This window comes from Ruegeria sp. D3 (assembly GCF_056534465.1).
The window spans coordinates 450271-476628 of record NZ_JBQFPK010000001.1; the positions used below are offsets into that span (position 1 = coordinate 450271).

The 26358-nt window shown below is 59.1% G+C and carries 24 protein-coding genes; 13 read left to right on the forward strand and 11 right to left on the reverse strand.

The window, feature by feature from the left end; all coding sequences use genetic code 11:
- The first annotated feature begins 72 nt into the window (after positions 1 to 72).
- From ACR0DX_RS02255 to ACR0DX_RS02285, 7 genes are all read left to right on the forward strand, one after another.
- Positions 73 to 474, forward strand: coding sequence for a MerR family transcriptional regulator (locus tag ACR0DX_RS02255; protein ID WP_170354704.1), 402 nt, complete (start codon positions 73 to 75; stop codon positions 472 to 474).
- Between the two features lie 50 nt (positions 475 to 524).
- Entirely contained in the window at positions 525 to 2306 is a 1782-nt protein-coding gene (locus ACR0DX_RS02260) for an acyl-CoA dehydrogenase C-terminal domain-containing protein (protein ID WP_170354705.1), read from the forward strand.
- 53 nt (positions 2307 to 2359) lie between these two features.
- Positions 2360 to 2572, forward strand: coding sequence for a hypothetical protein (locus ACR0DX_RS02265; RefSeq protein ID WP_170354706.1), 213 nt, complete (start codon positions 2360 to 2362; stop codon positions 2570 to 2572).
- 79 nt (positions 2573 to 2651) lie between these two features.
- Positions 2652 to 3290, forward strand: a complete 639-nt coding sequence (locus ACR0DX_RS02270; protein WP_170354707.1) for a glutathione S-transferase family protein — start codon at positions 2652 to 2654, stop codon at positions 3288 to 3290.
- 10 nt (positions 3291 to 3300) lie between these two features.
- Entirely contained in the window at positions 3301 to 4512 is a 1212-nt protein-coding gene (locus ACR0DX_RS02275) for an acetyl-CoA C-acetyltransferase (protein ID WP_170354708.1), read from the forward strand.
- Positions 4512 to 4997, forward strand: a complete 486-nt coding sequence (locus ACR0DX_RS02280) for a cupin domain-containing protein (RefSeq protein ID WP_170354709.1) — start codon at positions 4512 to 4514, stop codon at positions 4995 to 4997. Before ACR0DX_RS02275 ends, ACR0DX_RS02280 begins: the two co-directional genes overlap by 1 nt.
- Complete coding sequence (locus ACR0DX_RS02285) at positions 4994 to 7195, forward strand: 3-hydroxyacyl-CoA dehydrogenase NAD-binding domain-containing protein (protein WP_170354710.1); 2202 nt, start codon at positions 4994 to 4996, stop codon at positions 7193 to 7195. Before ACR0DX_RS02280 ends, ACR0DX_RS02285 begins: the two co-directional genes overlap by 4 nt.
- 83 nt (positions 7196 to 7278) lie before the next feature.
- On the opposite strand, the gene ACR0DX_RS02290 is transcribed toward ACR0DX_RS02285, so the two are convergent.
- On the reverse strand, positions 7279 to 7938 hold the full coding sequence (locus ACR0DX_RS02290; RefSeq protein ID WP_170354711.1) for a sulfotransferase family 2 domain-containing protein: 660 nt from the start codon (positions 7936 to 7938) through the stop codon (positions 7279 to 7281).
- On the reverse strand, positions 7935 to 8870 hold the full coding sequence (locus ACR0DX_RS02295) for a DMT family transporter (RefSeq protein ID WP_170354712.1): 936 nt from the start codon (positions 8868 to 8870) through the stop codon (positions 7935 to 7937). Before ACR0DX_RS02295 ends, ACR0DX_RS02290 begins: the two co-directional genes overlap by 4 nt.
- 148 nt (positions 8871 to 9018) lie before the next feature.
- Between ACR0DX_RS02295 and ACR0DX_RS02300 the strand changes: the two genes are divergently transcribed.
- Positions 9019 to 10032: a hypothetical protein gene (locus ACR0DX_RS02300; protein WP_170724392.1), complete on the forward strand. Its 1014-nt coding sequence runs from the start codon at positions 9019 to 9021 to the stop codon at positions 10030 to 10032.
- Positions 10033 to 10038: 6 nt separating this feature from the next.
- On the opposite strand, the gene upp is transcribed toward ACR0DX_RS02300, so the two are convergent.
- The 7 genes from upp to ACR0DX_RS02335 form a co-directional block, all read right to left on the reverse strand.
- Entirely contained in the window at positions 10039 to 10671 is a 633-nt protein-coding gene (upp, locus tag ACR0DX_RS02305) for a uracil phosphoribosyltransferase (RefSeq protein ID WP_170354714.1), read from the reverse strand.
- Positions 10668 to 11654, reverse strand: a complete 987-nt coding sequence (locus ACR0DX_RS02310; protein ID WP_170354715.1) for an adenosine deaminase — start codon at positions 11652 to 11654, stop codon at positions 10668 to 10670. Before ACR0DX_RS02310 ends, upp begins: the two co-directional genes overlap by 4 nt.
- Positions 11651 to 12862, reverse strand: coding sequence for a phosphopentomutase (locus ACR0DX_RS02315; RefSeq protein WP_170527047.1), 1212 nt, complete (start codon positions 12860 to 12862; stop codon positions 11651 to 11653). The genes ACR0DX_RS02310 and ACR0DX_RS02315 overlap by 4 nt, the downstream gene beginning before the upstream one ends.
- Positions 12859 to 14166, reverse strand: a complete 1308-nt coding sequence (locus ACR0DX_RS02320; protein ID WP_170354717.1) for a thymidine phosphorylase — start codon at positions 14164 to 14166, stop codon at positions 12859 to 12861. The genes ACR0DX_RS02315 and ACR0DX_RS02320 overlap by 4 nt, the downstream gene beginning before the upstream one ends.
- Before the next feature lie 3 nt (positions 14167 to 14169).
- Positions 14170 to 14556 (reverse strand): cytidine deaminase, encoded by a 387-nt coding sequence (locus ACR0DX_RS02325; RefSeq protein WP_170354718.1) that lies wholly within the window; start codon positions 14554 to 14556, stop codon positions 14170 to 14172.
- 89 nt (positions 14557 to 14645) lie between these two features.
- Positions 14646 to 15737: a cupin domain-containing protein gene (locus ACR0DX_RS02330; protein WP_170354719.1), complete on the reverse strand. Its 1092-nt coding sequence runs from the start codon at positions 15735 to 15737 to the stop codon at positions 14646 to 14648.
- Positions 15712 to 16380 carry an HAD family hydrolase gene (locus ACR0DX_RS02335; RefSeq protein ID WP_170527045.1) on the reverse strand — a complete coding sequence of 223 codons (669 nt, stop codon included), beginning with the start codon at positions 16378 to 16380 and terminating at the stop codon, positions 15712 to 15714. Before ACR0DX_RS02335 ends, ACR0DX_RS02330 begins: the two co-directional genes overlap by 26 nt.
- A gap of 185 nt (positions 16381 to 16565) precedes the next feature.
- Between ACR0DX_RS02335 and ACR0DX_RS02340 the strand changes: the two genes are divergently transcribed.
- The 3 genes from ACR0DX_RS02340 to ACR0DX_RS02350 all read left to right on the forward strand — a co-directional run bounded on the left by ACR0DX_RS02340 (position 16566) and on the right by ACR0DX_RS02350 (position 22533).
- On the forward strand, positions 16566 to 18839 hold the full coding sequence (locus ACR0DX_RS02340; RefSeq protein WP_170354721.1) for an NADP-dependent malic enzyme: 2274 nt from the start codon (positions 16566 to 16568) through the stop codon (positions 18837 to 18839).
- 280 nt (positions 18840 to 19119) lie between these two features.
- Positions 19120 to 21012 (forward strand): propionate-CoA ligase PrpE, encoded by a 1893-nt coding sequence (gene prpE / locus ACR0DX_RS02345; RefSeq protein ID WP_170354722.1) that lies wholly within the window; start codon positions 19120 to 19122, stop codon positions 21010 to 21012.
- Between the two features lie 81 nt (positions 21013 to 21093).
- Positions 21094 to 22533 (forward strand): amidase family protein, encoded by a 1440-nt coding sequence (locus ACR0DX_RS02350; protein ID WP_170354723.1) that lies wholly within the window; start codon positions 21094 to 21096, stop codon positions 22531 to 22533.
- A 259-nt stretch (positions 22534 to 22792) separates the two neighbouring features.
- Here the strand turns inward: ACR0DX_RS02350 and ACR0DX_RS02355 are convergent, their stop codons facing one another.
- Positions 22793 to 23554 (reverse strand): NAD kinase, encoded by a 762-nt coding sequence (locus ACR0DX_RS02355; RefSeq protein WP_234899338.1) that lies wholly within the window; start codon positions 23552 to 23554, stop codon positions 22793 to 22795.
- A 166-nt stretch (positions 23555 to 23720) separates the two neighbouring features.
- On the opposite strand from ACR0DX_RS02355, the gene glyA reads away from it, so the two are divergent.
- Positions 23721 to 25016: a serine hydroxymethyltransferase gene (glyA, locus tag ACR0DX_RS02360; RefSeq protein ID WP_170354725.1), complete on the forward strand. Its 1296-nt coding sequence runs from the start codon at positions 23721 to 23723 to the stop codon at positions 25014 to 25016.
- A gap of 48 nt (positions 25017 to 25064) precedes the next feature.
- Here the strand turns inward: glyA and ACR0DX_RS02365 are convergent, their stop codons facing one another.
- Positions 25065 to 25439, reverse strand: a complete 375-nt coding sequence (locus ACR0DX_RS02365) for a hypothetical protein (protein ID WP_170354726.1) — start codon at positions 25437 to 25439, stop codon at positions 25065 to 25067.
- Positions 25440 to 25530: 91 nt separating this feature from the next.
- Here ACR0DX_RS02365 and ACR0DX_RS02370 point away from each other — a divergent pair, with 91 nt between their 5' ends.
- On the forward strand, positions 25531 to 26289 hold the full coding sequence (locus tag ACR0DX_RS02370; protein WP_170724389.1) for an alpha/beta fold hydrolase: 759 nt from the start codon (positions 25531 to 25533) through the stop codon (positions 26287 to 26289).
- The last annotated feature ends 69 nt before the right edge of the window (positions 26290 to 26358 follow it).

A 26358-nucleotide genomic window follows, 5' to 3' on the forward strand; every position in this document is an offset into this window, starting at 1 on the left:
TCCGTGTTGTAAGTGGCGCACAAACTGCGCAACTGAACCACATCAACGCCAGTGAACAAGAGTGCTGAAGCCATGACCGAAGATCTGATGACCATTCGTGAAATGTGCGAGACTTATGATGTCACGCCGCGAACTTTGCGGTTTTACGAGGCCAAGGAACTGCTGTTCCCGATCCGTGAAGGACAGAAACGTCTGTTCACCAAACGTGACCGCGCCCGTCTGAAACTGATCCTGCGCGGTAAGCGTTTTGGGTTCAGCCTCGAGGAAATCCGGCAGTTGCTGGACCTTTATCATGTGGGTGATCAGCAGATGACCCAGATGACCCGCACATTTGAGATCGCCCGTGAACGCTTAGCCGACATGGAAGCACGCCGGGAAGAACTGACCCAGGCGATCGACGATCTGAAAGAACAGTTGCGTTGGGGCGAGAAAGTGATCGCCTCGATGAAAAACGACAAAAAGGCCGCCGAGTAAATCCCGGCGGTCCCAATCACCGGACATTCGAATTTTAAAGGGAGCTTCAAATGCCCGTCTACAACGCGCCAACCAAAGACATGCAATTCATCCTGCACGAAGTGCTGAACGTATCGGGATCGGACATTCCCGGTTACGACGAACTGGACGCGGATTTCACCGCTGCCGTGCTGGAAGAAGCAGGCAAGATTTCATCAAACGTTCTGCATCCGCTGAACGTGGTTGGCGATACTGAAGGCGTTCGCCACGAAAATGGTGTCGTTTACACCCCTACAGGGTTCAAAGACGCTTTCGAGCAAGTCAAAGAAGGTGGCTGGACCGGTCTGGACATGCCCGAAGAGTTCGGCGGCCAGAACATGCCCTACGTGATCGGCAGCGCGGTGGGTGAGATGTTCTCATCCTCGAACCAGGCGTTCACCATGTATCAGGGCCTGACCCATGGCGCGGCCTCGGCCATTCTGGCCCACGGCACCGACGAGCAGAAAGCCACCTACCTGCCCAACATGGTCAGCTGCGAGTGGACCGGCACCATGAACCTGACCGAACCGCATTGCGGCACCGATCTGGGCCTGATGCGCACCAAGGCCGAACCGCAGGACGATGGCAGCTATAAGGTGTCGGGTCAGAAGATCTTTATCTCGGCCGGTGACCACGACATGGCCGACAATATCATCCATCTGGTTCTGGCCAAAATCCCCGGCGGCCCCGAGGGCATCAAGGGCGTATCGCTGTTCATCGTGCCCAAGTTCATCGTCAACGAAGACGGCTCGCTGGGCGAACGCAACGGCGTTTCGGTCGGCAAGGTCGAAGAGAAAATGGGCATCCACGGCAACTCGACCTGTGTGATGAACTATGACGAAGCCACCGGCTTCCTGCTGGGCGACCTGCACAAAGGTATGCGTGCCATGTTCACAATGATGAACGAAGCGCGTCTGGGTGTGGGTATGCAGGGCCTGGCACAGGCCGAGGCTGCGTATCAGAACGCGGTAGAATATGCCAAGGACCGTCTGCAGGGTCGTGATGTAACCGGCGCCAAGAACCCCGATGGTCCGGCCGATCCGCTGATCGTCCACCCCGACATCCGTCGCAGCCTGATGGATCAGAAAAGCTTTACCGAAGGCGCGCGTGCGTTTGCCCTGTGGGGGGCTACGATGATCGACAAGGCGCATCGCTCGCATGACAAGGATGCGGACGGCCTGATCTCGCTGCTGACGCCGGTCATCAAGGGTTTCCTGACCGATGAAGGCTATGACATGACCGTCAAGGCACAGCAGGTCTACGGCGGCCACGGTTATATCGAGGAATGGGGCATGTCGCAGTATACCCGCGACGCCCGCATCGCGATGATCTATGAGGGTGCAAACGGCGTTCAGGCGCTGGACCTTGTGGGTCGTAAGCTGGCCACGGATGGCGGCAAGCACGTGATGGCCTTCTTCGAGATGGTCAAGAATTTCTGCAAGGAAAACGGTGGCCAGAACGAAGCGCTGGACAAGGCGTTCATCGAACCGCTCAAGGCGGCCTCGAAGGATCTGCAGGCAGCTGGCATGTACTTCATGCAGAACGGCGCCAAGAACCCCAACCACGCGCTGGCCGGTTCGAACGACTTCATGCACATGTTCGGCCATGTCTGCCTGGGCCTGATGTGGGCACAAATGGCAAAAGCGGCTTATGCAGCCCTTGACGGCGGCACCTCGGATACCGAGTTCTACCAGACCAAGATTGCCACCGGTCAGTTCTACATGGCCCGTCGCCTGCCGGCTACTGCGCTGCACCTTGCACGCATTCAGACCGGTGCCGACACCGTCATGGCGCTCGAGGCGGCAAGCTTCTGATCTGAAACCGGCTGCGGGGCTGTTCCCGCAGCCGGGTTTTCGAAAGGATAGACATGCCGAAACGTTTTCGACTGACCCGCCGTTTTCCGGTTGCCATGACCGAAGATGGATATCGCCGCCTCAGGGCCTTTTCCCGCGAGGCCGGTCTGGACGAAGGCGAAGCACTGTCTTTCCTGTTTGAAAACTTCAACAGCGTCATTCACGAGGAGAACCTGACGCACCGCTTGCGCATCTTCAATTCGGAACTCGAAGCGCGCAAACGTTAAAGAACCGCAACCGCCCGACACAGGGCGGGCGAGAGCCAACGGCACCATTCGGTCGGGCATACGTCAAGGGAGGCTAAGGATGACCATCAAACTGCACTGTTTCAGCGTCAGCGGAAACTCGTACAAAGCTGCGCTGGCTTTGGAGATGTCCGGGTTGGACTGGGAGCCAATCGAAGTTGATTTCTTTAACGGCCAGACCCGCACACCGGAATACAGGGCGAATGTCAACGCGATGGGCGAAGCACCCGTCTTGGTGGACGGTGATTTCAGCACCAGCCAGTCTGGAGCCATTCAAGCGTATGTGACCGAAAAGACCGGAAAGTTTGGTGGTAATTCTCACGCGGAGCGGTACGAAGTTCTGCGCTGGGTTTTGTGGGACAATCACAAGCTCAGCTCAGGAGCTGGCATGACACGATTTTTGATGAATTTCCTCCCCGCAGAGCATCGGAATGCTGACGTCATTGCCTTTAATCAGGGCCGTTTGAAGTCGGCCTATCAAATTCTGAACGCACATCTGGATGGCCGCGACTGGATCGTGGGCGACGGCGTGACAAACGCCGATCTCAGCTGCTGCGGATACCTGTATTACCCCGAGCCCTTCGGTTTTGACCGTTCCGAATGGCCCAATATCGACAAATGGCTGACGCGGCTGTCTGAACAGCCGGGTTGGCAACACCCCTACGACCTGATGCCCGGCCAAGTGCCGGATCGAGCTTAAGGAGAGCATCATGACCGAAGCTTACATCTACGACGCCCTGCGCACACCGCGCGGAAAGGGCCGCAAGGATGGCAGCCTGCACGAGGTAACCTCGGTGCGACTGTCCGCCGTCGCCCTTAACGCAATGAAAGAGCGTAACAACCTGGAAGGCCACGCCGTTGAAGACGTGATCTGGGGCAACGTCACGCAGGTGATGGAACAGGGCGGCTGTCTGGCCCGTTCTGCAGTTCTGGCATCGGATTTGGATGAATCGATCCCCGGTCTGGCCATCAACCGCTTCTGCGCCTCGGGCATGGAAGCTGTGAATCTGGCTGCCAACCAGATCAAAGGCGGTGCCGGTGACGGCTACATCGCCGGCGGCGTCGAGATGATGGGCCGCGTGGCCATGGGGTCGGACGGTGCGGCGATTGCCGTTGATCCGTCGCTGGCGATGGACACGTATTTCGTGCCGCAGGGGATTTCCTCGGACATCATCGCGACCGAATACGGCTTCAGCCGCGATCAGGCAGACCAGCTGGCGATGGAGTCGCAGCGCCGCGCCGCGCAGGCGTGGGAAGAAGGCCGCTTTGCCAAGTCGATTGTCCCCGTCAAAGACCGCAACGGCCTGACCATTCTGGACCATGACGAATACATGCGCCCCGGCACCGACATGCAGAGCCTCGGCGGCCTGAACCCTGCCTTCCAGATGATGGGCGAGCAGATGCCGGGCTTCGACAAAGTCGCCCTGCTGAAATACCCGCACCTGGAAAAGATCAACCACATCCACCACGCGGGCAACAGCTCGGGCATCGTGGACGGGGCTGCGGCCGTTCTGATCGGCAACAAGGAATTCGGTGAAAAGCACGGCATCAAACCGCGCGCACGGATCAAGGCCACTGCCAAGATCGGTTTGGACCCGACTATCATGCTGACTGGCCCGGTTCCGGTGACCCAGAAAATCTTGGCCGACAACGGCATGCAGATTTCGGATTTAGACCTGTTCGAAGTGAACGAAGCCTTCGCTTCGGTCGTGTTGCGGTTCCAGCAAGCATTTGATGTGGACCCAGAGCTGGTTAACGTCAATGGCGGCTCGATTGCGATGGGTCACCCGCTGGGTGCAACTGGCGCGATGATCATCGGTACTCTGTTGGACGAGCTGGAGCGGCAGGACAAAGAAACCGGTCTGGCCACGCTCTGCATTGCGTCGGGCATGGGTGCCGCGACCATCATCGAGCGGGTCTGATGCCCAAGCTGGATCTCTCTCAGATCCCGTTTATTGGGGGATCGTCCTATCCTGGCAAGCTGGCCGAGGCGACTGCAGGTCGTTTCGTTCAGCGGCTGGGGGATGCGGGCGGTCTGACCCAATATGGGGTCAACATCGTGCGGTTGGAGCCTGCGGGGATGTCCTCGCTGCGGCACTACCACATGGAGCAGGACGAGTTCGCCATTGTGCTTTCCGGCATCTGCACCCTGATCGACGACGATGGTGAGCATGAGATGCAGCCCGGTGATTGTGCGGCCTGGCCCGCAGGTGAGCCCAACGGCCACCACCTTGTAAACAAAACCGATGCGCCCGCGACCTTTCTGGTGGTGGGCACGCGGACCCCGACCGAGACCGGCTTTTATAGCGATATCGACATGATGGTGAAGGACGACGCAGATGGCGAATCCTTCACCCGGAAAGACGGCAGCCCGCTGACGGCTGACCAGATTGGAGACGACGGATGACCGAGTTTACCCTGACCAAAGACGCCGACGGCGTCGGCACGATTACCTGGGATGTTCCCGGCAAATCAATGAACGTGATGTCCTTTGACGGACTGACGCAACTGGACGCCTGTATCGATCAGGCGCTGGCCGATGACGAGATCAAAGGCATCATCATCACCTCGGGCAAGAAGGGTTCCTTTGCCGGCGGCATGGACCTGAACCTGTTGGCCGTGATGAAGGAAGAGGCCGGTGACGATCCCGCCAAAGGCCTGTTCGAAGGCACGATGAAAATTCACGCCCTGCTGCGTAAGATTGAATTGGCAGGCATGGACTTCAAAACCAAGAAGGGCGGCAAGCCGATTGCAGCCGTTCTGCCCGGCACCGCCGCCGGGATCGGCATGGAACTGCCCCTGTCGACCCACCGCATCTTTGCCGGTGAAGATCCCAAAGCCAAATACGGCCTGCCGGAAATCATGGTCGGCATCTTCCCCGGCGCAGGCGGCACCACGCGCATGATCCGCAAGATGGGTACGATTGCTGCAGCGCCGCTGTTGCTGGAAGGCAAGATGCTGGACGTCAAAAAAGCCAAAGGTGCTGGCTATATCGACGAGATCGCCGCCGACCCCATGGCCGCCGCGAAAGAGTGGGTTCTGAACGCCAAGGAGACTGATCTGGTCAAACCTTGGGACGCCAAAGGGTACAAGATGCCCGGTGGTGCCCCCTACCACCCAGCCGGTTTCATGAACTTCGTCGGTGCCTCTGCGATGGTGCACGGCAAAACTCAGGGTGCTTACCCAGCAGCCAAGGCTTTGCTGAGCGCGGTTTATGAAGGCGCGCTGGTCGATTTCGACACCGCCCTGCGGATCGAGGCTCGCTGGTTCACCACTGTGCTGATGAACCCGTCATCAGGTGCAATGATCCGCTCGCTGTTCCTGAACAAAGAGGCACTGGACAAAGGCGCCGTGCGCCCTGCCGGGATCCCCGATCAGTCGGTCAGGAAAGTCGGTGTTCTGGGTGCAGGCATGATGGGGGCCGGTATCGCGCTGGTCTCGATCCAAGCCGGTATGGAGGTTGTCCTGATTGACCGCGACCAAGCTGCTGCGGACAAAGGGAAAGCGTATTCCGAGACCTATCTGGACAAGTCGGTCAAGCGGGGCAAGATCTCAGAAGACAAGAAAGACGTCATGCTGGGCCTGATCACTCCGACACCTGATCTGGAGAAGCTGAAAGGCTGCGATCTGATCATCGAAGCCGTATTCGAAGACCCCGCCGTCAAAGCCGACATGACCAAAAAGGTCGAGGCGATTATCTCGGACGACTGCATCTTTGCCTCGAACACATCGACCCTGCCGATCACCGATTTGGCCAAGGCCAGCGTGCGCCCTGATCAGTTCATTGGTATCCACTTCTTCTCGCCGGTCGAGAAGATGCTGCTGGTCGAGATCATTAAGGGCAAGGAAACTGGTGATCGTGCGGTTGCCAAAGCGCTGGATTATGTGCGCCAGATCCGCAAAACGCCCATCGTGGTCAACGACGCGCGGTTCTTCTACTGCAACCGTTGCATCATCCCCTACCTGAACGAAGGCGCCCGTATGGTGACCGAAGGTGTCAGCCCCGTGCTGGTCGACAACGCCGCACGTCAGCTGGGCTTCCCGGTGGGACCAATTACCCTGACCGATGAAACCTCGATCGATCTGGGGGCCAAGATCGCCCGCGCCACCAAGGCCGCGATGGGCGATGCCTATCCGGCAAGCAGCGCCGACGATCTGATCTTCTGGATGGAAGAACAGGGGCGTCTGGGCCGTAAGTCCAAGGCCGGTTTCTTTGACTATGACGAAAAGGGCAAGCGTCAGGGATATTGGAAAGGTCTGCAGGACAAATTCCCGCTGGCCGAGGACCAGCCAGATCTGATCGAAGTTCAGGAACGCCTGATGTTCGCTCAGGTTCTGGAAGCCGTCCGTGCGCTGGAAGAAGGCGTAGTGGAAGACATCCGCGAGGCCGATGTTGGCGCGATCCTGGCTTGGGGCTTTGCGCCCTGGTCCGGTGGTCCGCTCAGCTGGGTCGACATCATCGGTGCACCTTATGCGGCCGAGCGTTGCGACCAACTGACGGCGAAATACGGTGATCGCTTCGCCTGCCCGCCGCTGCTGCGCGAGATGGCCGAGAAAGGCCAGACCTTCTACGGCCGCTTCGACCCCGAAGCGAAAGCAGCCTGAATTAAAAAACTGGCGCATGTTCTGCATGCGCCAGTTTTCCTGTCTGCGGGTTGGCGCAATGTTGACGTCAAATCAACCCGTGATCATATCCCGAAATCATCAAAGCCGTAGCCGAACCTTTCGATATCTTCGGCACACGTCGCAGCAACAGCGGCGCGTGTCGTTGGCGTGAAATAACCTCGGTAATCTGCAACACGGTCTGAACGGTTCGATTGTGGCAGCGACAGCCTGAACCCGAGATGTTCGAACAAAGGCTCGGCGTCTTTCTCGAACTGTTCCAAACGGATATACGCGCTGCAATGCTCGACCCCGTTCGCCAGTGTCATATAGCGTCGCGCCGGGTTGGCTGCGAAAGACCGCGCTGTGTCAGCGTGCAGAACGAACTCTGTGAACGGCAGTTTGCGAGCCAGCCCGACTGCTGGGTGTTCGAAGGTTTGATGCCTTAACCAGTGGTAGTAGCTGACCATCCGGTCCCAAGGATTCCGAACCAGAGTGAAGGTGAACATCGACCGAAGTTCGTCCGCGGATGCTATCCCGTCGATATCAGACAAAACGCCGTGTTTCCTGAGACGTTCTGCGCCCGTCATCGCCTTTAACCGCTTGCGGCGTCGCAGCGCCTTGGGTGTATCGCCCACAAGGATATCGTCTTTCATAGCCCGGTCTTCCAAAGCCAAAGACAGCGATGTCCCTCCGCTTTTGGGGATATGAACAAACACGTATCGCCGACCCCTGGAAATGATCATGCGATGGCGCTCTCGGGGGATGTGCGCCCGGCTCTCCAGCCCAATACGGCGCCCGCCGTCGCGATCAGGGCAATCCCTGCGATCTGCATGACGCCGATCGACTGGCCAAAGGCAAGCCAGGCGAACAGGGGGCCAAAAATCATGATCGAGTATTCGAATACCGCGACATAGGACGGCTCTCCGATCTGATAGGCTTTGATCAGCATGAAAACGGCGATTGTCGATCCAACGGCCTGAACGACGATCCAGGGGATAGCAGGTTGCATCTGCCAAACCCATCCGCGCGTGACGAACCCATCCGGCCCCTCGGGCGATGTCAGCGGAAACACCGTCAAGGCGATCACACCCGTTGCCCCCGCCAACCCCAAAGTGACGACCATGGCCGCTAATAGAGCGACGGTGCTTTCCCCTGCGCAGTGACTGCGCGTGATGACAGCGCTCAGTGCATAGAACAGCCCCCCGGCGACAGGTAGCAGCGCCTTTACATCGAACTCATACGGGTTCGGTTGCAGTACGCATAAAATGCCGGTGAACCCCAAAAAAACAGCGAAAATACGCCAGGGCCCGATCTTTTGCCCCAGCGCCAGCGTCGATATCAGAAGCACAAAGATCGGCGAGGTAAACAGCCCCGCCAAGGCCTGTGCAATGGGCATCAGGGCCAACGCACCAAAATAGAACAACATCGCCAACGTGATCAGCACACTGCGCAACATCACAGGCCCCAGACGATTTGGGCGCAACTTCCCGAAACCCAATAGCGACAATCCTACGATCAACGGCAGCATCAACGCGGCGCGGCTTAGGTGGAACTGCCAAAGGCCGATCGTCTCGGCCAACAAGATCACCACATTATCCACCACCCCAATGATCGCCATCGAGCTTATCATCAGGATCGAGGCCAAGATCGGTGAGGTCTGCGTGTCGGGCGACATGGTATGCCTTGTTGTTAAACCAATAAAGCCTTGCCCCCAAGGCCCTGCACCATCCAGCACATTTACAGAACCAGGCGCAACAGGTTTGCGCCACTGGATTTTTGCGTGCTAAACTGACCTCAATCAATAATGAGCAGTTCCCACCGTGATGACGGCCCTGAAACAGTACCAACGGATCGAGGCCACCGGTCTGTGGCGTCCTTCGCCCGACGTTCAACGGCGCGAAGTCGTGGTTTCCATCGGCGAAGCCACACTGACGATCTCGGATTTCAACGACAAGGCGCTGACACATTGGTCCCTGGCGGCGCTGGAACGACAGAATCCGGGTGGTTATCCAGCGGTCTTCAATCCCGATGGCGACCCGGACGAGACGCTGGAGCTGGAAGAAACCGAAACCACCATGATCGAGGCGATAGACCGTTTGCAACGCGCCATCGACCGCGCGCGCCCACATCCCGGGCGTTTGCGGTGGCTCAGCGTTGCGGGTGTCATTGTCGCTGTTCTGGCCTTGCTTTTGCTTTGGGTTCCGGTTGCGCTTCAGAACCACGTGGTCTCGGTTGTTCCCGAGATCAAACGGCATGATATCGGTGGTGCAATCCTTGACCGGATCGAGCGCGTATCGGGGCGGGCGTGCACGTCCGAAGACGCCCAAGAAGCGTTAGATCAAATGGCCGCACGCACAGGTGTACGCGAAGTCGTCATCCTTCCGGCGGGCGTGCAAAGCAGTCTCAGCCTGCCGGGCGGGATCGTGTTGTTAAACCGGGCGCTAGTCGAAGATCACGAGGATCCCTCGGTTGCCGCCGGGTACATCATTGCAGAACGCGCACGAATGCAGGCACAGGATCCGCTTGAGGATCTGCTGAACCGCACCGGAGCGGGCACTGCCTTTAGACTGCTGACAACCGGCGAACTGACGCCCGACATCGTGGATGCCTATACCGAAGAGGTCCTGTCACAGCCCCGCCCTTCCCTGCCGGATGATGACCTGCTGGAGGTCTTTGCCCAAGCCGCTCTGCCCTCGACACCTTTTGCCTATGCCAAGGATGTAACCGGTGAGACGGTGTTGGGCCTGATCGAGGCTGACCCAATGGCAGGCCGTCCCCAACAGCAGGTCCTGCCGGACCGCGATTGGGTCCGGCTGCAGAATATCTGCGGCGGATGATCCGACTTACTTGGTTCCGAACATCCGGTCGCCCGCGTCGCCGAGGCCGGGCATGATATAGCCTTTTGAATTCAGCTCTCGGTCCAGTGACGCCGTGACGATGTGCACGTCCGGATGCGCTTCTTTCATCCGCGCAACGCCTTCGGGGGCAGCCAGCAGGCACAGGAATCGGATATCGGTGGCACCCGCCTCTTTCAGCAGATCAATCGCGGCGGCCGAACTGTTACCGGTGGCCAGCATCGGATCAACCGCGATGACCAGACGGTCTTTTAGCCCCTCGGGCGCTTTGAAATAGTACTGAACAGGTTTCAGCGTTTCCTCATCGCGGTAGAGGCCGACAAAACCCACGCGGGCCGAGGGGACCAGCTCTAGCACCCCGTCCAGCATCCCGTTTCCGGCCCGCAGGATCGACACCAGCGCCAGCTTCTTACCAGCCAGGATGGGGGCGTCCATCTCCTCCATCGGAGTTTCGATATGGCGGGTGGTCAGCGGCATCTCACGTGTGACCTCATAGGCCAGCAGCTGAGTGATCTCGCGCAGCAACTGCCTGAAGCTGGCGGTCGAGGTGCCCTTGTCCCGCATGAGCGTCAGTTTGTGCTGCACCAGCGGGTGGTCAACGACGGTCAGGTGTTCGCTCATGTTCTCTCCAGTCTTGTCTTGACCCGCGCGCGGGTCTCTTCATCGCAAAAAGCTGCGTTCAGTGCGGTTTCGTTCAGCGCGGCAAAAACTTCAGCATCCCAGCCGAACGCTTTGCTCAACATCTCATATTCACGCCTCATTGTGGTGTGGAAAAACGGCGGATCGTCCGTGGAAATTGTGACCTTCACACCCGCATCGCGCAATTTGGCAATCGGATGCGCCGCGAAATCGGGGAAAAGCCCCAGTACCACGTTCGAGCCGGGGCAGACCTCAATCGTGATGTCGCGGTCCACAATCTCGCGGACCAGGTCTGGGTCTTCGGCGGCGCGTACACCGTGGCCCACACGTTCCACACGCAAGTCTCGAATAGCATCACGCACGCTTTCGGGGCCACCAAACTCTCCGGCATGCGTGGTCAGGCGCAGACCAGCCTCGCGGGCGCAGTCAAAGGACCACTTATAGTCCCCCTGAGCTCCCATAGCCTCGTTCCCGCCCATGCCAAAGCCGGTGATCCAATCACCAGCGGTTTCCGCTGCACAATGGGCGCTGAGCTTTGCTTTTTCAGGACCGAAATGGCGCACACAGGTCACGACCCCACGCAGGGTGATGTCGTATTTGCGCTCGGCCTCATCCGCCGCGTCCCGAATGGCGGTCAGGTAGTCGCGCCAGGCGTGCAGGTCGCCGCCGCCACAGAAATCGGGGCTGAGGAAGGTTTCCGAATAAACCACTCCGTTCGCCGCGCTTTCTTCGAGGATGGCCAGTGTCAGGCGGCGGAAATCCTCGGGCGATTTCAGCACTTCGCAGGCGGCCTCATACACGCTGAGGAAATGGGCGAAATCGCGGAAATCATAGCTGCCGTCGGGTTTGAAAATCCCGCTCAGGTCGATGCGCTTTTCATGGGCCAACTGCCGGATAAAGGCAGGCGGGGCCGCGCCTTCGTGGTGCAGGTGCAATTCGATTTTGGGAAGGTCTGCGACGCTCATAGAAAACTCCGCCCCGGCCCCTGCGCCGGGATGTTCAGGTGGTGTGCGATGCTAGCCGCAATATCGGTGAAATTCACTGCGCCGACCTGGCCCGCGCCTCGCCCGGCGATCAGAACGGGCACCTGTTCGCGCGTATGGTCGGTGCCGATCCAGCTGGGGTCATTGCCGTGGTCGGCGGTCAGCAGCACCAAGTCTCCGGGCCGCAGACGGGCGATGATTGCGCCGATTTCACGGTCAAACCATTCCAACGCGCGGGCATAGCCGCTGATGTCGCGGCGATGGCCGTACAGGCTGTCGAACTCGACAAAATTGGCGAAGGTCAGGCTGCCCTCTTCCGCCTCATCGACCAGATCGGAGAGGTGACGCATCAGCTCCGCGTCCGAGCCTTTGCGCAATGCGTCGATCCCCTGCATCGAGAAGATATCACCGATCTTTCCCACCGCATGAACGCGCCGCCCCGCATCCTGCGCCCAATTGGTCAGAACCGGCGCGGGCGGCAGGATCGCGAAATCCTTGCGGTTGGTGGTGCGGGTGAAGCCCTGTTCCGGCGTTCCCACGAATGGTCGCGCGATGACCCGGCCCACTTTCATCTCATGCAGGCGTGGGGCCAGAGTTCGGCACATTTCAAGCAGGCGGTCGAGGCCAAAATGTTCCTCATGCGCCGCGATCTGGAACACGCTGTCAGCCGAGGTATAGCAGATCGGCCAGCCGGTGCGCAGATGTTCGGCGCCCAGGTCTGCAATGATAGCCGTACCCGAGGCGTGGCAATCGCCCAATATGCCGTCGGTTCCTGCAGCCTCGGCGGCGGCCCGGCTGAGGTCGGCAGGAAAGGCTGGCTGCGTATCCGGAAAGTAATGCCAGTCCCACGGCACCGGCAGCCCGGCCAGTTCCCAATGGCCCGAGGGCGTGTCCTTACCCGGCGAATGTTCCCGCGCGCAGCCCCATAGGCCGGTCGGTTCCGCCCGCAGCCCCGGCGTATCCGCGCCCGAGGCCAGACGGGTCGCCGCCCCCAGCCCCAAAGCGTCCAGATGAGGCAAGTGCAGCGGGCCCGAGCGCCCATCCTCGGCCCGCCCGTCAGCGCAGGCCTGCGCAATATGGGCCAGCGTGTTGGCCCCCGTATCGGGCACCGTGCCGTTGAAAAAGTGATCCGCATCCGGCGCGCCGCCGATGCCGACCGAGTCCATCACGACCAGAAACGCGCGGGTCATGCGGTGATCCTTTCATGCACGATCCCCGGCAGCGAGGGGCTGTCCGGCCCGAGGCTGATCGCCTGCAGGACGGCCTGCGCCGTCTGTTGCGCCGCGTCCTCGCGCGCGGCGTGGATAATGGCCAACGGCGCGCCTTTGTCCAGCTTGTCGCCCAGCCGGACGATATTGGAAATTCCAACGGCGGGGTCGATCACGTCGCTTTCAACTTGCCGCCCGCCGCCAAGCGCAACGACGGCCAGCCCCAACGCTTCGCCATCCATCGCAGTGACATAGCCCGTGCTTGGCGCAGGAACTTCAAGAATCACGCTGGCCTCGGGCAAGTACCGCGACCAGTTGTCGACGAAATGCAGTGGCGCGCCGACCGCGGCCATCATGCGCCCGAACCTTTCGGCCGCACGGCCAGAGCGGATAATTTCGGCCAGTTTCTTGCGCCCCTCATCCAAGGTCGCACACATCCCGGCATCAACCAGCAAAACGCCGCCCAACTCGGCCGAGATTTCGGCCAAGGGCGTGTTGCGCCCGTTGGTCATGGCCTTCATGACCTCGCAGATCTCTAACGCGTTGCCCAGCGCCGGGGCCAGAGGTTGGTTCATATCCGTGATCACCGCCGAGGTGCGGCATCCCGCAGCATTCGCGGTCTGGGTCAGGGCCTGTGCCAGTTTGCGCGCATCTTCGTGGGTTTTCATAAACGCGCCGCTGCCCACCTTGACATCCAGCACCAGAGCATCAGGGCTGGCGGCCAGCTTCTTGGACAGGATCGAAGCGGTGATCAGGTCCAGGCTTTCCACGGTCGCCGTCACATCGCGGATCGCATAGAGCCGCTTGTCCGCAGGGGCGATCTGCCCCGTTGCACCAACTATGGCCGCGCCGGTTTCGCGCAAAATCTGCGCAAGACGATCTTCGCTGATCTGAGTGGTCACGCCCGGAATCGACTCAAGCTTGTCCAGCGTCCCACCGGTATGGCCCAACCCACGACCCGAGATCATCGGGACATAGGCCCCCATCTCAGCCAGTGCAGGCGCAAGCACCAGACTGACACTATCTCCCACCCCTCCGGTCGAGTGTTTGTCGATCACCGGGCCATCCACGTCCCATGTCAGAACGTCGCCGCTGTCGCGCATTGCAACCGTCAGGTCAGCGCGGCCCTGCGCGCCCAGACCGCCCATACAGACGGCCATCGCAAAAGCCCCAGCCTGCGCATCACTGACGCCACCATCAGCCAGACCTTGCGCGAACCAGCGCAGTTCTTCGGCCGTGGGCACCTGACCACGGCGCAGCTTGGCGTTGATCGAACGGGCGTCCATAGCTCACTCCATATGCGAGGCGCCAAAGGCCCCCGGCAGCAGATCGCCGATGCTGGTTTCCATTTCAGCCCCTTCGACCGAGGCCAGCGTCACCTTGACCTCGCGCTTGCCAAACTCAGCCAGTTTCTGACGGCACCCCCCACAGGGCGGTACGGGCTGAGGCGATGAGGCAACCACATAAACCTCGGTCAGTTCCTGCTCACCTGCGGCAACCATGGCGGCAATCGCCCCTGCTTCAGCGCAGGTGCCTTCGGGATAGGCCACGTTTTCGACATTGCATCCGGAATAAATCTCGCCCGAGGCAGATCGGATCGCCGCTCCGACCTTGAAGTTCGAATAGGGTGCATAGGCATTTTCGCGGACTAAGAGGGCTGCGTCTTTCAGGCTCATGGCGATTCCCCAATTTTTGATCATCTGGTCAGAAAAATACTGTTCTAGTGAAACAAGGCACCAAGGTGAAGCCCCGCGCGCCGCAATTCTTACTCCAGCCGTGTGTTGAACGTGCCGGGCAGCGTTACTTCAAGCAGTTCCACATCATCCGACGGGTCCGACAGGCGCGTCCGCATCCCCGGAGGGATCACAAACGCGTCGCCCTGTTCCAGCGGGTATGGCTCGCGCCCGTCACCCTCTAACGTGACCGCGCCGTTCATTACAAAGGTGAAATGGATATCTGTGTCATGGGCAGCCCATTGCGGATCACCCTGCCCTTTGCGCACGACCTGCACCCCGGCCACGCCCTTGGTGTTTTCCGCAATCGTGGTGTCGCGGCAGATATAGCCCGGCAGGCGGAACGGCACCCAATCCGCGCCTTCGGCCCGATTGAAGACGAACTTTTGCCCCTGCCATTCACGATCGGGGCGGTAGTGCTGAGTGGGCAGGTCCATGTCGTGGTCAATCTCGGTGACATGTTCGGCAGGCACGCCGATCTCTATCACCTGCACATTGTCCGAGGCCTCAAGCACGCGGTGACGGATTTCGGGTGGCTGGATAAAGCAATCACCAGCGGTCAGGCGCATCTTGTCGCCCTGATCTTCATAGACCACATCCACCCAGCCGTAGATGCAGAAGATCAGTTGGAACCCGACCTTGTGGAAATGCACCATGTCCGGCACAGGCCCGCCATCAGGAATGCGGATATGGCTGGCGATGATCGATCCGCCCAGCCGGTCAGGCACCAGATCACGATAGTGCATGCCGGCGCGACCAATGATCCACGGGGCCTGATCCTTGAGCCTGCGCACCACGAAGGAATGAACGGTGTCGGGCATGACCATGGGCGGATTCAGCTCATCAATCTCGATCTTTGTGCCGTTCGGGGCCACTAGGCCGCGCTGCCCGTCGGCAAAGCTGTCGGGGTCATCGGTCAGTATGCGCAGAGTTCCGGGACTTTCCGGCGCGTCCTTTTCGACACGCAACCGCAGCCCATGGCCGGAAAACACCGCCACCCGAGGGTCATCGGCGGGATAGATCATATCCATCCGCATCCCCAGCACCTTGGTAAAAAAGGGGATATCGTCGCGCAGCTCCTGCGTGGGCAGACGAATCTCAGCTTTGGTCTGGTTGTTGGTCATTCACTGTCTCTTCGGTCTTGGCTTTCGGCCATCCGATCAGAACAGCGGCCAGAATGCCAATCGAAAAGAACATCTCAAGCGTTTCTTCCAGCACAAACAGGCGCAGTATCATGGTCTGAGACATATCCGCGCCCATCATCCCGGACACCTCTTCCAGCAGTTGCGCGACCACCGCCGACATCCCCGCCAGGAAAAACACAAGCAAAAACGGCGCGCGTGCCTTCAAAGCACGCCAACCCGTCGGAATTCCGTGCCAAATCAACCCACCCAACACGATCACCGCCAGCACTATGCGCACGGCAGTCATGTCCAGCATCACGTCCAAACCACTGAGGATCGTATGAGGAAAGGTTCCAACCGAGTAGACATCCGCTTCAAGCTCGCGCTCGGCCAACAGAAGACACACGACGCCGATGTACAGGCGCTTGACGCCGGGAAAGCGGTAAAACGCTGCAAAGCCCGCCGCCAGCAAAGCAAAAGCCGAGCCAGTCTCGATCAAGCCGCCCTCTTGGTTGAAACGCGATGCCTGTTCCGGCCAGATAGAGATAACGACCAACACAAGCGCCATTGCGGCCAGAGCAGCAGGAAGCCCAAAGTAAATATGCCCTTTGGAACCAGTCCGGAGATCCTCATTAAAGCTCATGTCTGGCCTTTGTTCTTGCGTCTGAAAGACAGGTTTTCGAAGATGCTCGAAACTAGTTACTTTGAATTGAAATGCAACTCACGCGCTCATGTCGCCGAAAACATGCTGCAAAATGACGTAACGTAGCCAAGCCGGAAAAAATGGTTTAACGGTCAATCAAATTTCGGAACGGAGATAAATCGCCAATGTCTGACACCCCCAGCCTGCGGCAGGCCGCGCTTGACTACCACGCCCATCCAAAGCCCGGAAAGCTAGAGATCAAAGCAACTAAGCCGATGGCCAACGGTCGCGACTTGGCGCGCGCCTACTCACCCGGCGTGGCCGAAGCGAGCCTTGAAATTAAGGCCGACCCCCAAAATGCCGAGCTTTATACAGCGCGTGGCAACCTTGTGGCGGTAGTCTCAAACGGGACGGCAGTATTGGGGCTGGGCAACATCGGTGCGCTGGCCTCAAAACCGGTGATGGAAGGCAAGGCCGTCCTGTTCAAGAAATTCGCGGGTATCGACTGTTTCGACATCGAGGTCGATCAGCCTGACCCCGAGAAGCTGGCTGATATCGTCTGCGCGCTGGAACCGACCTTTGGCGCAATCAACCTTGAAGACATCAAAGCCCCCGACTGCTTCGTCGTCGAGAAAATCTGCCGCGAGCGGATGAATATCCCCGTTTTTCACGACGACCAGCACGGCACTGCCATCGTTGTGGGGGCGGCCGCCAAGAACGCGCTGCACGTTGCCGGCAAATCGTTCGAAGATATCAAAGTCGTCTCGACCGGCGGCGGGGCGGCGGGGATTGCCTGCCTGTCCATGTTGGTCAAGCTAGGCGTCAAGCGCGAGAATATCTGGCTGTGCGATATTCACGGTCTGGTCTACGAGGGCCGCGCCGAGGATATGAATCCGCACAAGGACCAGTTCGCACAGAAATCCGATCTGCGCACGCTGGATGACGTGATCGGGGATGCGGACCTGTTCCTTGGCCTTAGTGGGCCGAATGTGCTCAAGCCCGAGATGGTCGCGAAAATGGCTAGCCGCCCGATCATTTTTGCGCTGGCCAACCCGAACCCGGAAATTCTGCCCGATGCCGCGCGCGAGGTTGCGCCGGATGCAATCATCGCCACGGGCCGCAGCGACTTTCCCAATCAGGTGAACAACGTCCTGTGCTTTCCCTTCATCTTCCGCGGCGCGCTGGATGTTGGCGCAACCGAGATCAACGATGAGATGCAGATCGCCTGTGTCGACGGTATCGCCGAAATGGCCCGCGCCACCACCAGTGCCGAGGCTGCTGCCGCCTACAAGGGTGAACAACTGACCTTCGGTCCCGACTATCTGATCCCCAAACCCTTTGACCCGCGCCTTGTGGGCGTGGTGTCATCCTCGGTGGCCAAGGCCGCTATGGCGAGCGGTGTGGCCAAACGCCCGATTGCCGATATCGAAACGTATAAAGAACAGCTCAACCAAACCGTTTTCAAATCGGCGCTGATCATGCGACCGGTGTTCGAGGCCGCCTCGGCCGCGTCCCGCAAGATCGTCTTTGCCGAGGGCGAAGACGAGCGCGTCCTGCGCGCAGCCCAAGCTATTTTGGAAGAAACTACCGAGACCCCGATTCTGATCGGTCGTCCCGATGTAATCGATGCCCGATGCGAAAGGCTGGGTCTGACCGTCCGGCCGGGTGAGGATTTCCAGATCGTAAACCCGCAAGACGACCCGCGCTATTATGATTATTGGAATACATATCACGGACTGATGCAGCGCCGTGGCGTTACGCCTGATCTGGCCAAGGCGATCATGCGGACCAACAACACTGCTATTGCCTCGATTGCCGTGCATCGGGGCGATGCAGACAGTATGATCTGCGGAACCTTTGGCGAGTACCGCTGGCACTTGAACTATGTGCAACAAATTTTGAGCGACGGAGACTTACGTCCGCACGGGGCGCTGTCGCTGATGATCCTGGAAGACGGGCCGTTGTTTATTGCTGACACCCATGTTCGGCAACTGCCCTCACCCGAGGAACTGGCTGAAAGCACAATCGGGGCAGCGCGTCACGTGCGCCGCTTTGGGCTTGAACCCAAAATCGCCTTTTGCTCGCAATCCCAGTTTGGCAATCAGGCGGAAGGGTCAGGCAAACGTCTGCGGGCGGCGCTGGATATTCTGGACTCGGAGCCGCGTGACTTTACCTATGAGGGCGAGATGAATCTTGACCTTGCGCTAGACCCCGAGCTGCGCTCGCGCATCTTCCCGAATTCCCGCATGGAGGGTGCCGCGAATGTGTTGATCTTCGCGCATTCTGACGCGGCCAGTGGCGTGCGAAACATTCTGAAAATGAAAGCGGACGGGCTGGAGGTTGGGCCGATCCTGATGGGGATGGGCAACAAGGCGCATATCGTGACGCCATCAATCACCGCGCGTGGGTTGCTGAACATGGCCGCAATAGCGGGTACGCCCGTTACCCACTACGGGTAGTCGTGTAACCTAATCTCTCAATAATTCGAACCGGGCGCCAGCTAAGGCGCCCGGTATGATTCTGAGACTTGTTTGCTCAGCCCTCTTTGCAACTTTGCAAAAATTCCCCACGATACCCACCATACTGCGCCCAAAAAGTGCATTTGCAAAAATTTGCACCTCAACTTCCAAAGATATGCAAATATTTTGCGATAAAGTGACGCTCCGACTTAAGCGTCGCTTGTCCGTTACCCTTCGGCCACTTTACACAAAGCGCACTGAACTATCGGAGGAGATCATCGTGGCTTACCAGGACGTTTTCGACAGCTGGAAATCCAACCCGGACGAATTTTGGATGGAGGCCGCCAAAAGCATCGACTGGGTGCGTCCACCGACCAAAGCCCTGTTCGACGACAACGCTCCGATCTACGAATGGTTCTCGGACGCCCAAGTCAACACATGCTGGAACGCCGTGGATCGCCACGTGGAAAACGGCCGCGCCGAGCAGACGGCAATAATCTACGACAGCCCTATCACCCACACCAAGCGCGAGATCTCGTATGTCGAGCTGCGTAATCGCGTCGCGATGCTGGCCGGTGCATTGCGGGCCAAGGGCGTGGAAAAAGGCGACCGGGTCATTATCTACATGCCCATGATCCCCGAAGCGTTGGAGGCCATGCTAGCCTGCGCCCGTCTTGGGGCCGTACATTCGGTGGTCTTTGGAGGCTTTGCCAGCAACGAGTTGGCTGTTCGGATCGACGATGCGAAACCCAAAGCAATCATCGCCGCCTCGTGCGGGATGGAGCCCGGGCGCGTTGTCCACTACAAACCCCTATTGGACGGGGCCATCGATTTGGCCGAGCACAAACCCGATTTCTGCGTTATTTTCCAACGCGAGCAAGAGGTTGCACAACTGATTGAAGGTCGCGACTTCAACTGGCATGGCTTCCAATACGGTGTCGAACCGGCCGAGTGTGTTCCGGTCGCCGGCAACGACCCGGCCTATATCCTCTACACCTCGGGTACGACAGGTGCGCCCAAAGGTGTCGTTCGCCCCACCGCAGGCCATTTGGTGGCGCTGAACTGGACGATGAAGAATATCTACAATGTGGACCCCGGTGACGTGTTCTGGGCAGCATCCGACGTGGGGTGGGTCGTGGGTCACTCTTACATTTGTTACGCGCCGTTGATCCACGGAAACACCACGATCGTGTTCGAAGGCAAGCCGGTGGGCACACCCGACGCCGGTACGTTCTGGCGCGTTATTTCCGAACACAAGGTCAAAAGCTTTTTCACCGCACCAACAGCGATCCGTGCGGTCAAACGCGAGGACCCGCAAGGTGAACTGATCAACAACTACGACATGTCCCATTTGGGCGCGCTTTACCTTGCCGGTGAGCGGGCTGACCCGGACACGATCGTCTGGGCGCAGGATGCACTGAAAGTACCGGTGATCGATCATTGGTGGCAAACTGAAACCGGCTGGCCCATCGCAGGAAACCCGCTTGGGATCGAGGAACTGCCGATCAAACTTGGGTCACCCGCCAAGCCGATGCCTGGTTATGACGTGCAGATCCTGGACGAAGGCGGCCACCCCATGAAAGCCGGAGAGTTGGGCGCCATCGCAGTAAAGCTTCCCCTTCCCCCCGGCACTTTGCCAACACTGTGGAATGCTGAAGAACGGTTCAAAAGCGCATATCTTGAGCATTTCCCCGGCTACTATGAAACCGGCGACGCGGGCATGATCGATGAGGACGGGTACCTATACATCATGGCCCGCACCGATGACGTGATCAACGTCGCGGGTCACCGCCTGTCTACTGGCGGTATGGAAGAGGTTCTGGCCTCTCACCCCGACGTAGCGGAATGCGCCGTGATCGGCGTAACCGATCAGTTGAAGGGCCAGATGCCGGTTGGCTTCCTTTGCCTGAATGCAGGTTGTGATCGTGACCACGGTGAGGTCGTGCAGGATGTGGTTAAGCTGGTACGCGACAAGATCGGCCCAGTCGCAGCCTTCAAACAGGCTGTTGTGGTGGATCGCCTGCCCAAGACGCGGTCGGGCAAGATCTTGCGCGGGACGATGGTGTCGATTGCCGACAGCAAGGACTACAAAACGCCCGCAACCATCGACGATCCGGCCATTCTGGACGAGATCACAGACGCCCTGAAAACACTCGGCTACGCCCAGAAATAGAGCACAGTGCAGCGCTGCTGCACCCCTGCCCTTGCAACCCGCCTTGGGGCCTCTACAGTCTGACTAAGACAGTGAGGCCCCATGACAATACGTGACTTATGGCGTCTGAACGCCACCGACCTGACGAACCTGACCCGCAAGGGCGAGATCAGCGCGGAAGACGCTATAAAATCCTCGATCGACAGGATGCATCAGGTCAATCCCGACCTCAATGCCGTCGTCGAAGACCTCAAAACCGAGGCCGTCAGCCATGCGCGTGAACTGGACAATGCAGTCGCCGGGGGCGCGGAACCCGGCCCACTGCACGGCGTGCCTGTCACCATAAAGATCAACGTCGATCAAAGAGGGCATGCAACCACGAACGGCGTCGTCGCTTTAAAGGATGTGATTGCACCCGATGATGCCCCGGTCGTCAGAAATCTGCAAAACGCAGGTGCTATTGTGATCGGCCGTACCAATACACCCGAATTCTCGTTTCGTGCCGACACGGATAACGAACTGCACGGCCGCACGTATAACCCGTGGGGGCGGCATATCTCGCCGGGTGGATCTTCGGGTGGTGCCGGTGCGGCGGTGATGGCGGGGATCGGGGCCTTGGCGCATGGCAATGATATCGGCGGCAGCCTGCGGTTTCCAGCGGCCGCCAACGGTGCGGTGACCGTGAAGCCAGGTCTGGGCCGCGTACCCGCCTTTAACCCAAGTCAAAAGGTCGAGCGGGGTTTGCTTGCGCAATCCATGTCAGTGCAAGGGCTGATCACCCGTTCGGTTGCGGATTTGCACCTGTCGATGCCCAGCCTGATCGCGGCTGATCCCCGCGATCCGTTTCATGTTGCCATGTCGTGGCGCGGGGACAAGACCGTCGGGCCCATCAAGGTTGCCTTTACCAAGAACACCTACGGCTATGATTTACACCCCGAGGTCGACAAAGCGCTGGACACCGCCCGTGACGCGCTGATGGACGCGGGGTATGACGTGCAAGAGGTGAACACACCCGACGTGTTCGAATGCGGGCGCGGTGGGTATCGCGCGTTGATGGGTGAAGTTCTGACCTTGTTGAAAACAGATATAGAGGCCGCCGGATCGCAAACCATCCGCGATATCTTTGAAGTATACTTCCAGGAATTTCCGCCCATCACCGGAACCGAGCTGATCGGTATGTTGGCCAAGCGAACACAGTACGCGCGGGAATGGGCATTATTTATGCTGGATTATCCGCTGATTCTGTCACCGTTTCTGCCGCAACCCTTTTTCGGCCCCGACCGTGACACCGAAGGCCCCGAAGGCGTCCACGAAGTTCTGGGCTGCGCGGTCTATTCCTACGCGATGAATTTCCTTGGCCTTCCCGCCGCCAGTGTTCCAGCGCGTCTGGCCGATCTACCAAACGGGCCACAACCGATAAACGTCCAGATTGCTGCAGCGCGCTGGCGCGAGGATATGGCCGTAGATGCCGCCGCCGCGATCGAAGCACGGGTAGGACAGATGTGCCTACCGCTGTGGGAAAGGATGGATCAGGTCAACTGACCCCTGCCAAAAGAAATTGACCCCGGGGTTTTGTACCCGGGGCCCACTTTCTAAAATATGCCCGGAGATCCGATAACAAGCGTAGCACCACCTACCCTTGCCAGCGCGAAAACTGCGCGTTCATTTCGAAAACACCGTTGGCGGCCACTCACTCCCGCCGTTGATGTGTCTCCGGGCAAGTTCACATTAATCCATGGTTAATCAATCTCCTGTGAACTGGTTCACATAAGAGCGAAAAATCTGCCATCGACATGCAAAATCAGGTGAATTGTTCCGAGATCAGCCGTTCTTCCAGCCCATGACCGGGGTCGAAAAGGATGCGATGCTGGATCGAAGGCTCGGACCTGATCTCGACCCAGTCGATATCCGGGAACGAGATAGAATCGGCGTCGGCCATGACCGGGCGTTTATCCGCGTCCAGCACATCAAACCGAACCTTGGCGATCTTGGGCAACAAAGCACCCCGCCACCTGCGCGGGCGAAACGCGGCGATCGCGGTCAGGGCCAGAACATCGGACCCAATCGGCAGAATCGGACCATGGGCCGAGTAATTATAGGCCGTGGACCCCGCAGGCGTAGACAACAGCGCCCCATCACAGACCAACTCGTCCATGCGAACCCGTCCGTCCACACTGATCTTGAGCCGTGCGGCCTGCGGACCGGCCCGCAGCAGGGATACCTCGTTGATCGCAAGCGCCTCATGCATCTTGCCGGACTGGTCCATCGCGCGCATGGCCAGTGGATTGATGACCTCTTCTATCGCTACATCAAGGCGTTCCATCAGGTCAGTCTCATGAAACTCGTTCATCAGAAATCCGATGGTGCCACGGTTCATGCCGTAAACAGGCGTATCCAGATGCTGCATGTTGTGCAGCGTGTGCAGCATGAAGCCATCGCCGCCCAGCGCAACGACCACGTCCGCATCACGCGGCGCTGCGTTGCCATAACGCCTTACCAGCGTGTCGCGCGCGGTTTGCGCCACTTTGGCGTCGCTGGCAAGAAAAGCGATTCTCTGAATCATCTGTTGCGGTTTCCGGTGCTGCACATTTGGTTCCGAAACAACCATACCTTTCCCCGATAGGCCAGTCTTGACGCCGCAGTTGGCCAAATCGTCGCTTTAAGCCTTTTGCCGCTTGCCAGTTTCCGATAGGAAATCCGCAAATTACCCCCCAGTATGTGGAGCCCCCATGAACGCCAATCTTCGTGATACCGGATTTTTCACCCAATCCCTCGCTGACCGTGATCCCGAGCTGTTCGGCTCGATTACATCCGAGCTGGGACGTCAGCGCGACGAGATCGAACTGATCGCATCCGAGAACATCGTGTCTGCCGCGGTGATGGAAGCGCAGGGTTCGGTGATGACCAACAAATATGCCGAAGGCTATCCGGGTCGTCGTTATTATGGCGGTTGCCAGTTCGTTGATGTCGCCGAAAATCTGGCCATCGATCGCGCCAAAGAACTGTTTGGCTGCGGATTTGCCAACGTTCAGCCGAACTCGGGCAGCCAAGCCAACCAGGGTGTGTTCCAGGCGCTGATCCAGCCCGGCGACACCATTCTGGGCATGAGCCTGGACGCAGGAGGCCACCTGACCCACGGCGCAGCCCCGAACCAGTCCGGCAAGTGGTTCAAGGCTGTTCAATACGGCGTGCGCCAGCAAGACAACATGCTGGACTATGATCAGGTCGAGGCGCTGGCGAAAGAGCACCAGCCCAAGCTGATCATCGCAGGTGGCTCGGCCATCCCGCGCCAGATCGACTTTGCCCGCATGCGCGAGATTGCCGATATGGTCGGCGCTTACCTGCACGTGGATATGGCGCACTTTGCCGGTCTGGTTGCAGCAGGCGAGCATCCGAGCCCCTTCCCGCATGCGCATGTGGCCACCACCACCACCCACAAGACCCTGCGCGGTCCCCGCGGTGGCATGATCCTGACCAATGACGAGGCGATCGCCAAGAAAGTGAACTCGGCCATCTTCCCCGGCATTCAGGGCGGCCCGCTGATGCACGTCATCGCTGGTAAAGCTGTCGCCTTTGGTGAGGCGCTGCGCCCCGAGTTCAAAACCTACATCCAACAGGTCGTGACCAACGCGCAGGCGCTGTCGGACCAGCTGATCAAAGGCGGTCTGGACACGGTCACCCACGGCACCGACACCCATGTGGTTCTGGTCGACCTGCGCCCCAAAGGCGTTAAGGGCAACGCGACCGAGAAAGCCTTGGGTCGTGCGCACATCACCTGCAACAAGAACGGCGTTCCGTTCGACCCCGAAAAGCCAACCATCACGTCGGGCATTCGCCTGGGCTCGCCCGCAGGAACCACTCGTGGGTTTGGTGAGGTCGAGTTCCGCCAGATCGCGGATTGGATCATCGAAGTGGTCGACGGTCTGGCCGCTAATGGCGAAGAAGGTAACGGCGCGGTCGAAGCCAAGGTCAAGGCCGAAGTGGCCGAACTGTGCGCGCGCTTCCCGATCTATCCGAACCTGTAGAACGTCAGGATATCAAAAAGTTGAACGGCGCCCCAGCGGCGCCGTTTTTCATATGAAGCCCTGCCACCGCAGAAACAAAAGAAGCAGAACCGACAGGGCCAACAAGTTGAAAGCCAACCCACCCAGCATTCCCAGAAACCAGCCCAGCCTGCGGTCGGCCAGATTTATGCCGGTCAGATGATCCTGCACCTCTTCTGACGCGCGGGCCAGTTTGCGCGTGTCCAGCACCAGCCTCAGCTTGGGATGGGCCGCCATCTGCTCGGCATCGGCCAAAAGCAGCGCCTGTTTGTAAATGCGCCGGGGCAATTGACGTTTGGCTTTTCTGACCGAGGCCGTCAGAGTCTTGTCCTGCACACCCAACTTGTCGCGCAACAACTGCACGGTCTGCGCGATTTGAGTTTGGATGTCGGGGTTTTGCGCCATATCGGGGCCTCCTGCCGCGGCACTGTATCCGGGCCGGACACGCGCCACAATGGGGCTGGCTGTTTGTCGGCACGACAGGTATCACACGGACATGCTGAACACGATCATCCATGGTGAACCGACTTCAAACCCGCCTTTGCTGATTGCCCATGGGCTATATGGCTCGGGTCGAAACTGGGGTGTCATTGCACGCAGAATGTCTGATGAGCGACAGGTCGTGGCCGTCGACATGAGAAACCACTCCAACAGTAAGTGGACGACACAACATGACTACCCGAGCATGGCCGATGACCTGGCAGAGGTGATTGATCATTTTGGTGGACAGGCGGATGTGCTCGGTCATTCGATGGGCGGCAAGGCGGCCATGACGCTGGCCTTGCTGCATGGCGAGAATCTGCGCAAGCTGGTGGTCGCTGACATCGCGCCCGTTACTTATACGCATAGCCAGATCCAGTTCATCGAGGCAATGCGCGCCGTTGACCTGTCATCTGTCACGCGTCGGTCAGATGCCGAACAGCAACTGGCCGAACAAGGTGTCGAGAAAGCCTTACAGAGCTTTTTCACCCAATCGCTGGACATTAAGGGTCAGCGGTGGTTGCTGAATCTGGATACTCTGTCTGCCGAGATGCCGAAAATCATGGGCTTTCCCGAGCTGACAGGCACATGGGACAAACCGACCCTGTTTCTTTCCGGGGCTGAATCTGACTATGTGCTGCCCAAATACCGCCCCGCGATCCGGGCGCTGTTTCCTACTGCGCGCTTCGCCAAAATACCCGGTGCGGGACATTGGTTGCACGCCGAAAAACCGCGTGAATTCGAGGCTTCGGTTCGGGCCTTCCTGAACGCCTAGGAGAAAGTCCGCAAAAGCGACCGGCGCGGCTGTTACCGCGTGGATCCTTTGACATTCTGCTTCAAGTCA

Coding starts and splice junctions, on each gene's coding strand:
- ACR0DX_RS02255 (WP_170354704.1), top strand. CDS start 73: ATGACCGAAGATCTGATGACCATTCGTGAAATGTGCGAGACTTATGAT.
- ACR0DX_RS02260 (WP_170354705.1), top strand. CDS start 525: ATGCCCGTCTACAACGCGCCAACCAAAGACATGCAATTCATCCTGCAC.
- ACR0DX_RS02265 (WP_170354706.1), top strand. CDS start 2,360: ATGCCGAAACGTTTTCGACTGACCCGCCGTTTTCCGGTTGCCATGACC.
- ACR0DX_RS02270 (WP_170354707.1), top strand. CDS start 2,652: ATGACCATCAAACTGCACTGTTTCAGCGTCAGCGGAAACTCGTACAAA.
- ACR0DX_RS02275 (WP_170354708.1), top strand. CDS start 3,301: ATGACCGAAGCTTACATCTACGACGCCCTGCGCACACCGCGCGGAAAG.
- ACR0DX_RS02280 (WP_170354709.1), top strand. CDS start 4,512: ATGCCCAAGCTGGATCTCTCTCAGATCCCGTTTATTGGGGGATCGTCC.
- ACR0DX_RS02285 (WP_170354710.1), top strand. CDS start 4,994: ATGACCGAGTTTACCCTGACCAAAGACGCCGACGGCGTCGGCACGATT.
- ACR0DX_RS02290 (WP_170354711.1), bottom strand. CDS start 7,938: ATGATCATTTCCAGGGGTCGGCGATACGTGTTTGTTCATATCCCCAAA.
- ACR0DX_RS02295 (WP_170354712.1), bottom strand. CDS start 8,870: ATGTCGCCCGACACGCAGACCTCACCGATCTTGGCCTCGATCCTGATG.
- ACR0DX_RS02300 (WP_170724392.1), top strand. CDS start 9,019: ATGACGGCCCTGAAACAGTACCAACGGATCGAGGCCACCGGTCTGTGG.
- upp (WP_170354714.1), bottom strand. CDS start 10,671: ATGAGCGAACACCTGACCGTCGTTGACCACCCGCTGGTGCAGCACAAA.
- ACR0DX_RS02310 (WP_170354715.1), bottom strand. CDS start 11,654: ATGAGCGTCGCAGACCTTCCCAAAATCGAATTGCACCTGCACCACGAA.
- ACR0DX_RS02315 (WP_170527047.1), bottom strand. CDS start 12,862: ATGACCCGCGCGTTTCTGGTCGTGATGGACTCGGTCGGCATCGGCGGC.
- ACR0DX_RS02320 (WP_170354717.1), bottom strand. CDS start 14,166: ATGGACGCCCGTTCGATCAACGCCAAGCTGCGCCGTGGTCAGGTGCCC.
- ACR0DX_RS02325 (WP_170354718.1), bottom strand. CDS start 14,556: ATGAGCCTGAAAGACGCAGCCCTCTTAGTCCGCGAAAATGCCTATGCA.
- ACR0DX_RS02330 (WP_170354719.1), bottom strand. CDS start 15,737: ATGACCAACAACCAGACCAAAGCTGAGATTCGTCTGCCCACGCAGGAG.
- ACR0DX_RS02335 (WP_170527045.1), bottom strand. CDS start 16,380: ATGAGCTTTAATGAGGATCTCCGGACTGGTTCCAAAGGGCATATTTAC.
- ACR0DX_RS02340 (WP_170354721.1), top strand. CDS start 16,566: ATGTCTGACACCCCCAGCCTGCGGCAGGCCGCGCTTGACTACCACGCC.
- ACR0DX_RS02350 (WP_170354723.1), top strand. CDS start 21,094: ATGACAATACGTGACTTATGGCGTCTGAACGCCACCGACCTGACGAAC.
- ACR0DX_RS02355 (WP_234899338.1), bottom strand. CDS start 23,554: ATGATTCAGAGAATCGCTTTTCTTGCCAGCGACGCCAAAGTGGCGCAA.
- glyA (WP_170354725.1), top strand. CDS start 23,721: ATGAACGCCAATCTTCGTGATACCGGATTTTTCACCCAATCCCTCGCT.
- ACR0DX_RS02365 (WP_170354726.1), bottom strand. CDS start 25,439: ATGGCGCAAAACCCCGACATCCAAACTCAAATCGCGCAGACCGTGCAG.
- ACR0DX_RS02370 (WP_170724389.1), top strand. CDS start 25,531: ATGCTGAACACGATCATCCATGGTGAACCGACTTCAAACCCGCCTTTG.